Here is an 11,079-nt window from a genome sequence, read left to right on the forward strand (position 1 = left end):
TATAAAAAGAGAGTTGTACGGAATCAACTCAAGGCCATTTTTAACAGGAAGAGGATAGGTTTTAAATACTGTTGGTCTAAATAGTGAAATAACATCGGTCTATTGCCCATAATAGAGAGGCACATCATGAAAATACAACCGCTTGTAAATAAAGGGAGAAGTACGATGAATAACCGCTTGAACATGTTGTCGATCCTAATTTTGATTGCCGTAACTTTATCGAATCAGGCACTGTCGGAGTTGGTAGATCATTGGGGACATTGCGCCGCTGTGCCCGCAGTCGTCAATCCTGCAGAAACATCGTCTTTGCAAGAGGTCATTACCCTTAGTGGGGAGTGGGAGTTCGTCACAGATCCCAGACTCATGGGACGGCATCGCATGGGCAAAGGCCCCGATTGGAATGAGCCGGAGTGGAACGATATCCGCGCCATCATGGTGCCCGGCTGCTGGGAGGCGCAGGGTGTGGGCGAGCCGGGCATGAGTCAGCCTTGGGATTTGCCCTTTGATCGCATACCGCGGCCCATCAATCATATGTACATGGGAACGGTTCGCTATCGGCGCAGTATGGAGATTCCGGAGAGTTGGGCGGATAAACGGATTTGGCTGAAAGTGGGCGGCGTGCGGACGGAGGCATGGTTCTGGGTGAATCAGCAGCGTGTGGCGCATCTCAACACCTATTGCGGCACTTACAAATACGACATCACCGATCTGGTGAAAGCAGGGGAGACCGCGGAAATCGTGGCTACCCTAAGAAATGATACGCCAAGCCGAAAAGGTTGTATGGCGGCTTATCACCGTTTCGGCGGCTTTTATCGCGATATCGAACTGGAAGCAACGCCGCAGGTGCGTATCGAGGATGTGTGGGTGCGCAGCGACATCGATAAACCTTCCGCCTTGGTTGCCGTAGACGTGCAGAGCACGGCAGAAAACGGAAGCCAAGCCTTATCCGTTGATATTCAAATCAAATCCATGGATGGTGTTCTTGTCGGACAAGAGCGGCGGCTCCTTAAGCTTGATAATACGAAAAAGCTGTCCGTGACTTGTGAAGTGAAGATGTCCGGGGCGCAGCTTTGGACGCCTGAAACGCCGACCCTGTATAGCGCAACGGTGACGCTTCTTGACGGCGATACACCCATACACGGTTGGAAAGAGCGTTTTGGCCTGCGCAAACTCGAGGTGCGCGGCGATCGCTTTTATCTCAACAATCAGCCCTTTTTGGCACGAGGATTTGGAGACGACTATATCTATCCCCTCACTTTGATTTCGCCGCCCGACCGTGAATTTCATAAAGCGCACCTCTTGCGTGCGAAAGAGGCAGGCTTCAATTATGTTCGCCTCCATACCCACTGTGAGATTCCGGAATATTATGAAGCTGCCGATGAAGTGGGGATTTTGCTTCAGCCGGAATTGCCCTATTATCACGATATCACGCCTGAGGGTTTCGAATTTGATCCCATGCGTGACCTGAAAGAATTGTACCGTCATTATCGACGCTATGTTTCTTTTGCCTCCTATTCTCTAGGTAATGAGGGCTATATTGGCGCGCCGCTCGATCAGGAGTTGTATCAGTGGGCGAAGGCAAACGATCCAGACCGTATTTTCCAACATCAAGACGGCGGCTGTAACCAACCGGGCAATACGGACTATTACACACCTAACGGCTATGGCTTGGCGTCCTCCATTGTGCCGTGGGAAGTGGGCGCTTTTGATAGTCTTGATATGCCCTTTATTTCTCATGAATACTTGAATCTGGGTATTAAAATGGATCCCCGTATTGCGCCCCAATTCACAGGCGTGATTCCCTGTCCCCGTTCCATGGAAGATTATGAAGCCTCTCTCGAAAAAGCAGGCTTAGACCGCCGATGGGGAGACGCATGCCTGAACGCTGCACACGGGCTGCAAGGTTATTATCAAAAGCAGGGCATTGAACAGGCACGTCTGGATCCCGCCTGCGACGGCTATTCTTATTGGACTATTGTGGATGTCATGGTGGAACAGGCAGGTACCTATACGGGACAAGGCTTTTTAAATGCCTTTTGGGAAGAGAAAGAGGGTGGCTTAAGCTTAGAACAATTCCGTCAGTTCAACGGACCCACCGCCTTGCTGGCAACCTTCAATCCCGATAGCGCCATTGCTGTTTCCGGTGATGAATGCAGCGCAGACTTGTGGATATCTCATTTCGATCATGAAAACTTAGAAGATATTCAGGTGTCGTGGAAATTGGCAAGCTTCACGCACGTACTGGCAGAAGGTGTGTTGGAACCAACGACCGTAACGACCGGAGAAGTGAAGTCCTTAGGAAGTGCCTCGTTTTCCATACCCGAGTTGGAGCAGCCCATTCAGGCTTTTTTCGTGGCGAAGATCGACGGACATGACTGCAAAAATCTTTGGATGCTGTGGCTTTTCCCAAAACGAGCGTCTAAAGACGGCAGCCATATCGCCGTTACGGAAGATCTGTACGAAGCCTTATCACCGCGCTATACAGGATTGCTCAAAGCCGGTATGGAGGAAGCTGCAAAGGCGCAAGTCGTTATCGGATCTTGGCAGCATCCTGAGGTATTGGTCGCAACAGAACAAGGCAAACAAGGACTCATGGTCGGACCCGCTGAAGGACGCCCCAATGTGACCTTAGGTTGGTGGTCTTTAGGCGATCAAATCGGAACTGCTTTTGCAGATCATCCCGCCTTGGCTCACTTTCCCCATTCAGGGAATTTGACGCCTCTTTGGTTCCGGCTTATCAAAAAAGGAATTGCCCTGCCTCTTACGGATGAGGGCGAATGGGAGTACATTGCGGTGGGAGAAGGGCAGACGCAGTATTTCGCCTATATCATGGAAAAGAAAGATCCTGACGGACGGCCTTTCTTGATGACGCACGGTGTGGATCTCCTTGCCGACACACCGGAAGGCGCTTTCCTATTGGATGCCATGGTGGATTACCTAAGACCTTAAAGGTACAGGTATAAATCCGCCAATCATAGATTCATTACGCGATGGGTTTACCAGAAGTAGCGTATACCGTCCCATGCCACTTGTACGATGGTGATCGGGTTTTTCGGAATGGCATGGGGGAATAGTCGGGTCGCAATTCTAAAAACAGCAAAACTAAAACCTGCTTTGCGTGCCAAGGAAATGGGGATGGGCGCCTTGATTAATGCCCGTGCAAAAGGAAGCAGGAAGCGGGGAACCGTGCAGTAAAGCGTTCCGAGACAGGCAATGCGCGCCTGTATTTTCTTTTCTTTCATGGTGTAGGTCGTGAGTGGACTCAAGGCGGAGAAACGGGTAAGAAAATCGGCGTCTGCCGGCATATAGCCGTGTTCAATGGCATAGTCCGCTAACTCTGTCCCCCGCGAAGGACTGCATACGCTGAAGGTGGGCACGGTCAGTTTTAAGCTGCGCGTAAAATTGAGGGAATTAAAGTCATCTTCAATGGTCGTGCCCGGAATGCCGATCATCGTGTTGCCGTAGGTCTTTATCTTGTATTTCCGCGCAATTTCAAATGCGCGACGCATATCCGCATCAGACAGGCCCCGTTTCAATATGCCGTTTCGGATGGGTTCGGAACCCGCTTCCACCGCCATGGAAATGGAGTAGCATCCTGCCGATTTAAGCAGCTGCGCCGCCTCTTCAGAGAAGGTGTTGGGACGCATAAGACAATAAAAAGGAATGCCGATCCGTTTCGGATATTCTTCGGAGAACTCGCGCAGCCAATCATCCACGGTGAGCGAAAAGGTATCATCGAAAAAACGGATAAAGCGCACCGGCGGATAGCGTTTAATCGTGTCTTCGATTTCCGATAAAAGACTGTCCACAGAACGACGGCGCAATAGGGGACCGCACTCTTTAAACATGCGATTGTATACGTGGTTGTAGCAAAAGGTGCAATGATAGGGGCATCCCCGAGACGCCATAAAAGAGCGCAATCCTGTGCGGGGAATGTAGGGAACCGCTTCATAATAGATGTCGCGGTCGGCGAGGGGCAGGGCGTCTAGTTCTTCACTGTTTAATTTTTCGCGAAGCAGCGCTCCCGCTCCAGTTAAGCCAATGTTGGGAATACCTTCTAAGGATTCGCCTTTTTCCAGACGTGTTAAGAGCGTGGGTAATGCGCGTTCACCATCACCTTGGCAAATGGCATCCAATTTCATTTCATCGAGAATACCGGGCGAAAAAGTGGGGTGTGGTCCGCCCATAATACGAAATACGGATTGTCCCGATGTCTCAAGATAAGTGCGCAACGCTTCATCTGCCGGTTTAAAGGCGTCCAGCTCGCTGCCGATCACACTGTACGCAACTACATCAGGTTCCAGAGTTTTGACACGTTCCACCAAATCCTCTTTTTTGAGTAAGGTTAGGCTGACTTTATGACCGGCTTTCTTGCAAATCGAAGAGAGAAGCATGACGCCGTGAGGTTCTATGGCATAAGGAATATTTAAAACAAAAAGAATATGCATGGTGGAGAATACTTCTAGGTGGGATGTGTTTTTAAAGCGTTTAAAAAGTAGATCCGTGAATACAGCAGAACGCTTGGTATGGTACCAATTCTTTACGCTTTATATCAAAGGTAAATCTGAGAATTTTGTGATCTGTCCGTCGCATTTCACATTCAAATCACCTTCGTTTTGATTAGCAAGGACAAAGCGATTATCATATTTGCCATGACATTCCTCAAACGAAATAGAAATGTGTCTTTGTTTTCTGCTGCGAAACTTTCGAGCGCGAAAAGACGACTGCCCTGGGTGAATCTACTGCTCTTAGTCCTTGTCATGGGAATAGGTTTTACCTTGCGCATTGCCTATCTCTACGAACTGCAAGAGCGGCCGCAATTCCAAGTACCCCTGTATTTTCAAACCGATATGGGGTTCATCGACAATTCAGCCCTCGATTGGGCGACGGCGGCACGCGAATATTGTGGACTTCCCCCGATAGAACCACGCTTTGAGCGCTTCTTGGTGTGGCGTCACCGCTACAGCGATGCTTTAATGCGTCCGCCGGGATACATGGTTTTTCTCAGTTCCCTTTATTTCTTTTTCGGGGATTCCCAATTCGCTGTCCGTCTTGTTCAAATGCTCTTGGGGATGGGCAGCGTTTTGCTGGGCTATCGTGTTGGCAAACAATTGTACAGCCGCAACACAGGCCTGTTAATGGCGGTATGTTTGTCCTTTTATTGGCCCTTTATCATTTACGAAGCCTCGCTCCATGAACCTGTGCTCGTCATTTTTATGTCCCTCTTATTTATGAGCGGAGCCCTATGGTGGGCGCAACGGCCGGGGTGGCTGCGATCCTTGTGGATGGGCTTCTTATGCGGTCTTTACACAGTCTGCTCCTCTGCGATTATCCTATTTTTACCGGTCTTAGTTGCTTGGAGTGTGTGGGTTCTTGGGCGCTATAAAAAACGGAAGAGCGCCGCCGTGCCTGTTTCTGATTTCGACAATACAGCTGACGGCGACACTAATGAAGGCCATTGCCCGGAGCAGATCGCGCCCCCTTCGAAAAAACCTTCCTGGTTTCTGCTCTTTTCCATAGGGAATGTAGTTCTTATAATATTCGCTTTCTTTATTCCGCTCCTGCCGATAGCCTTGTTTAATTACAATACTTCCGGTCACTTTGTGATCAATAGTTTTGGACACGGGATAACCCTATACTTGGGCAACCAGCCCGATTCCAAAGGCTTGTTGAGCAGTTCAGAAAAATTATTGGACGCTTATTTGGGGGATGAACATAAAGACTTGCGTGTTGATGAGAAGATGGTGCAGATCGATGATTTTTGGGCCTTGTCCGACTTTGCATTACACAAAGCTTTACAGCAAATGTTCGCTCATCCCAAATGGTTTATAACCCTTACGTTGAAGCGGGCGGCATTATTTTGGTCGCCCAAAGAGATTTCACAAAATATTACGGAATATGCGGATCGGCTATTTTCGGATGTACTCTATTATGTACCCGGGAATTTCGCCTTTGTCTACGCCTTCTTTCTGGTAGGGCTGCTCTATTATTTCGCCGTATTTTTTAAGATGATATCCCTGCGCCGTGCCCATGTATTTACACGCGATCCCTGGGACACCACCCGCGCCACGGAAGGGTATACGCTGCTATTGCTCTTAATTTTGGTGTGGTATGGGCCCATTTGTTTCCTTTGGATTTCTGCCCATTACCGAGCGCCCATACTGCCGGCGCTCTTTGCTTTCGCAGCACTCGCCTTTTGTCGGCTTGAATATTATTTCAGAACACGAAGCTTTTTCATGTGTATCATGGGGGCGGTTATCGTTTTTCATGTAGGCGTCATAGGATACCTGATCCCTTTTTCCTATGACGACGATATTCAGACTTGGCTTTATTTCCGCGAACAGTACTATGAGAAGGAAGGGGAATCCGAAAAAATTCTCGCCTTAGCAGAGCAGGTGGTTGACCGCGCTCCGAACCATCTGTATTCGAGGCAGGTCTATGCTTACAGTCTGTATAAGTGCGGTCACTTTGAGCAGGCTCTCGTTGAATATGAAAAGATTTTACCTCGTTTAACCGAGCCTTACCAAGTGGCTTCTGTTGCGGAAACAGTGGGGCTCTTGCGCCGTGATCAAGGCGATAATGAAGGCGCTAAACAAGCTTTTTTACAGTGTATCTACAATGATTCGCGCCGTGCCCTTGCTTTTCATGGTCTTGGTAATATTGCTTTTGAATCGGGCGATTATAGCGACGCGATCCACTATCTGAAACAGGCATTGGTCCTTGATGAGAGCAACTCGAATACCTATTTCTTGTTGGGCTTGTCCTATAAAAACAGCGGGGATATAAAGGCGGCGGAAGAAATCTTTCGCCAAGGCACAATCATAAACCCGGAGGATCCGTGGCCCCTAATTGCTTTGGCGGATCTTCTGTCTGAAACGGGATCTGTGGAAGAAGCTTGCCCGCTTTATGAAAAGGCGATGCTTCTCAGTCCCGAAAACGCGGCGTTTCGTGAGGCTTATGAAAAGTACTGCCTCCAAAGGGAAGCGCCTAATCCAGCTGACAACTAACAGGTGCCGGACTTCTCCGATACGTTTCGGACGCTTGCATTTTCATCCAAAACTTTGAACAATGGCAGCCTTTTTGTTACACTTAGATACTCCCTTGAGCGGGACTAACTCAGTTGGTAGAGTGCCAGCTTCCCAAGCTGGATGTCGCGGGTTCGAACCCCGTGTCCCGCTCCATTTTTATGCTCCACAGCCGGGATATGGGGATCGTTTATCATAAGCGACAATGGACATTCAGTGCCTTTTTTTCTCGAAGGGTTCAGGCATACTTAGAGGGGAAAGAATGTCCTAGATTAAAAACATTTCCTTTTGCCAAATATTTGGTTTACATAGCGCTTAAATGAAATAAAAGGCGTGGGGATTAGGTTTAATAACATAGGACAATGGGATTGAAAATAGATCATACAGTCTATTTTGAATCGGTTCACACAGAAGTTAGTAATAGCCCAACAAATGCATTCTTTCTAAGTCGTGTAGATCCCCGATCCCTGTTGCACATTCAGGATAACTTTTCTCGTCGTCCCGGTCTGAGGAAAAAGGACAGGTCTAAGCCGTTCTTATACCGTCGTGTGCAATAAAGGAAGGACTGAATAGCCCTACAAGGGAAACTGAAATATCGTTGCGGCGATGAAGGGTGCATTCGGAATCAGAGGAGACCGCCATGAGTCAGGAAAATAGCTCCGGAGTATGGGAAGAGAATTTACGGGATTGGTATGACGCTCTTACCGCCGTCATCGATAAAGAAGGGCCTGAGGCTGCCGCCAAGCTATTGGCTTGGCTCACAGAGCGTGCCGGTGAGGAAGGCATTAAATTACCCTTTCATGCAAACACACCCTACGTGAACACCATCTCTCCCGAGAATGAGCCCGTCTATCCTGGCGACCGAGAGATGGAGCGTCTTATCAAATCTTTGATTCGGTGGAATGCCATGGCGATGGTCGTCCGTGCGAACCGTGAATCTGACGGTATTGGCGGCCATATCTCGACCTACGCTTCTGCTGCCACCTTGTATGAGGTCGGCTTTAACCACTTCTTCCGCAACCGTACCGACGATTACGGCGGCGATCAGATCTTTTTCCAAGGTCACGCTTCGCCGGGTATTTATGCACGCGCTTTCCTTGAAGGCCGTCTGTCCACAACACAGATGGAAAACTTCCGACGTGAATTGCGTCCCGGCGGCGGGTTGTCTTCCTATCCTCATCCTTGGCTTATGCCTGACTTTTGGAGTTTCCCGACAGTGAGCATGGGCTTGGGGCCCATCATGGCGATCTATCAGGCGCGCTTCAATCGTTATCTCGAAAATCGTTCGATCAAAACGACGCCGGGCGGACATGTGTGGGCTTTTCTCGGGGATGGTGAAACGGATGAGCCCGAGACCCTGGGCGCTATTAGCTTGGCTTCGCGGGAGCATCTGGACAACCTTATTTTTGTTATCAACTGTAACTTGCAGCGTTTGGATGGACCTGTACGCGGCAACGGGCACATCATTCAAGAATTAGAGTCGGTCTTCCGTGGCGCAGGATGGAACGTTATCAAGGTCTTGTGGAGCAGCGATTGGAATGAGCTTTTTGCTCAAGACACGGAAAATATTCTGCCCGGCGTGTTGGGCTCCATTGTTGACGGCGCCTATCAAAAATTTAGTGTAGAGTCCGGTTCTTATGTGCGCAAAAAACTGCTTGAAAAGGAGCCGCGTTTAGAGTCTTTCCTCTCAAAAGTTACAGATACGCAATTACGTCAGTTGCGGCGCGGCGGTCACGATCCGCTTAAAGTTTTCGCCGCTTATGAACAAGCCGTAAATCACGCGGGCAGTCCCACCGTTATCCTCGCAAAAACCATCAAAGGCTACGGCATGGGCGAGAGCGGTGAAGGCAAAAATATTACCCACCAACAGAAGAAGCTGAATGAAGATGAGCTTTGGGAATTCCGGGGCCGCTTCGGCATACCCGTTTCTGATGAAGAAATTGCCTTTGCGCCCTTTTATAAACCGGCCGATGATAGTCCCGTGCTCAAGTATTTGCACAAACAACGGGAACGGTTGGGCGGCTATCTGCCCCAGCGCACGGTGACGGCTTCCCCCTTGAAAATGCCCGAATCGAGTTTATTTGATGAGTTTCACAAGGGAGCTGAACGTCCTGCCTCGTCGACTATGGCTTTTGTGCGCATCTTGATGAAGCTGCTGCGCGATCCTGTGATCGGAAAGAAGATTGTGCCTATCGTCCCGGATGAGGCGCGCACCTTCGGCATGGATGGACTTTTCCGTCAAATCGGAATCTACTCCTCCTTGGGTCAACAATACGAACCGGTAGACTCAGAAAACCTGCTCTATTATCGGGAAGCGACAGATGGTCAAATATTGGAAGAGGGGATTACGGAAGCCGGCGCCATGTCATCCTTTTTGGCTGCGGGAACTGCCTACGCCACCCACGGCGTCACCATGATTCCCTTCTTCGTTTATTATTCTATGTTCGGTATGCAGCGCATCGGTGATCTGATCTGGGCAGGCGGCGATATGCGTGCTAAAGGCTTTCTCATCGGCGGTACTGCAGGACGCACAACGCTGGCAGGTGAAGGTTTACAGCATCAAGACGGACAGAGCCACCTCTTAGCCATGCCTGTGCCCAACCTCCATACCTACGATCCTGCCTTTGCCTATGAATTGGCTGTCATTATTGAAGAGGGACTGCATCGGATGTATGAAAAAGAGGAAGATTGTTTCTATTACATTACGGTGTACAATGAATCCTATCCCATGCCTGCGCCGCCGGATGATCCTAAACTCAAAGAGGGTATCCTGAAGGGTCTCTATCGGTTCCGAGAATGTCCCGCAGTTTGGAAATCCAAGGCAAAACATAAGGCAGCGCTTCTTGGCAGCGGTCCCATACTGAACGAAGTATTGAAGGCGCAAGACTTTCTTGGTGAAAATTATCATGTAGATGCCTCGGTTTGGAGTGTGCCCAGCTATAAGGCCCTGCGTTATGACGGCATGCACTGTGACCGGTATAACATGCTCCATCCTGATAAGCCCGATAAAATCCCCTATGTGACCCAATGTTTAGGCGAGGAAGAAGGGGTCATTGTAGCCGCCTCTGATTATGTTAAAATGATTCCCGACAGTATCGCACGGTGGATACCTAATGGACTGACCAGCCTCGGAACCGATGGCTACGGAAGAAGCGAATGCCGGGAGACGCTGCGTTCCTTTTTCGAAGTAGATTATCGTTACATCAGCATCGCAGTTCTTTCCGGACTGGTGCAGCGCGGCGAACTGGAGTCCGATGAAGTGCGCAAGGCGATGACTATGTTGGGTATTCCTGCTGATAAAGACGATCCATTATTGAGTTAACTGCATAACCCTATTTTTAATGTAAAGGAAATGTAATGGGCATAGAATTCAGGCTCCCTGAACTTGGTGAAAATGTACCTGCCGGTACTGTTGGTAAATTATTGGTTGCTGTAGGTGATACGATCACCGCCGGTCAAAATGTTTTGGAAATCGAAACAGATAAAGCTGTGGCTGAAATTCCTTGCGATGTAGCTGGGAAAGTAGTAGAAATTCGTGCTGTGGAGGGCGAAAAGATTAATGTGGGCGACATCGTTTTGATTTTGGAAGCTGTCGCGGAATCGGAAAAACCGGCGAAGGAAGCGCCGCCGCCCACAGCAGCGCCTCAGACTGAAAAGAAGGCGGCGACTCCGGCACAGCCCGTTGCGGCGGCACAAGCGCCCAAGCCTGCAACCCAAGCACAGGCACGTCCGGGTCTTGTACGCGCCGCGCCCTCTGTGCGCCGCTTAGCACGAGAACATGATGTGGATCTCAACGAAGTGCCTATTGCCGATCCGAGCGGTAAAGCAACAGCGCAAGATATCCTCGCTTTTGTGGCGGCCCGGGAGAGCGGAGCAGCGGTTTCGGCTTCTGCTCCTGTGTCAGCGGCTGCAACTCCGATGCCCGCTCCTTCAGCCGGCGCTGAAGAACAGCACCTTGCTTCTGATCGCTGGGGCACGATTGTCCAGGAGGCGATGAATACCATTCGTATCCGTACGGCTGAACGGCTCTCTGAGAGCTGGCAGACCATACCTC

Annotated in this window: 5 protein-coding genes and 1 tRNA gene; 5 read left to right on the forward strand and 1 reads right to left on the reverse strand. The window is 49.7% G+C overall.

The features are described from left to right. Positions 1-165: 165 nt before the first annotated feature. Positions 166-2,949 (forward strand): hypothetical protein, encoded by a 2,784-nt coding sequence (locus GX117_03885; protein ID NLO32483.1) that lies wholly within the window; start codon positions 166-168, stop codon positions 2,947-2,949. Between the two features lie 47 nt (positions 2,950-2,996). Here the strand turns inward: GX117_03885 and GX117_03890 are convergent, their stop codons facing one another. Then, positions 2,997-4,448 (reverse strand): B12-binding domain-containing radical SAM protein, encoded by a 1,452-nt coding sequence (locus GX117_03890; GenBank protein NLO32484.1) that lies wholly within the window; start codon positions 4,446-4,448, stop codon positions 2,997-2,999. Positions 4,449-4,679: 231 nt separating this feature from the next. Here GX117_03890 and GX117_03895 point away from each other — a divergent pair, with 231 nt between their 5' ends. The 4 genes from GX117_03895 to GX117_03910 all read left to right on the forward strand — a co-directional run. After that, positions 4,680-7,007 carry a tetratricopeptide repeat protein gene (locus GX117_03895; protein NLO32485.1) on the forward strand — a complete coding sequence of 776 codons (2,328 nt, stop codon included), beginning with the start codon at positions 4,680-4,682 and terminating at the stop codon, positions 7,005-7,007. Positions 7,008-7,105: 98 nt separating this feature from the next. Then, positions 7,106-7,181 (forward strand) — tRNA-Gly (locus GX117_03900). Between the two features lie 484 nt (positions 7,182-7,665). Next, on the forward strand, positions 7,666-10,347 hold the full coding sequence (aceE, locus tag GX117_03905) for a pyruvate dehydrogenase (acetyl-transferring), homodimeric type (protein NLO32486.1): 2,682 nt from the start codon (positions 7,666-7,668) through the stop codon (positions 10,345-10,347). A gap of 35 nt (positions 10,348-10,382) precedes the next feature. Beyond that, positions 10,383-11,079 (forward strand): branched-chain alpha-keto acid dehydrogenase subunit E2 (locus GX117_03910; GenBank protein ID NLO32487.1); only part of this gene is annotated, 697 nt, incomplete at its 3' end.

Source organism: Candidatus Hydrogenedentota bacterium (genome assembly GCA_012523015.1).
GTDB lineage: Bacteria > Hydrogenedentota > Hydrogenedentia > Hydrogenedentales > CAITNO01 > JAAYBJ01.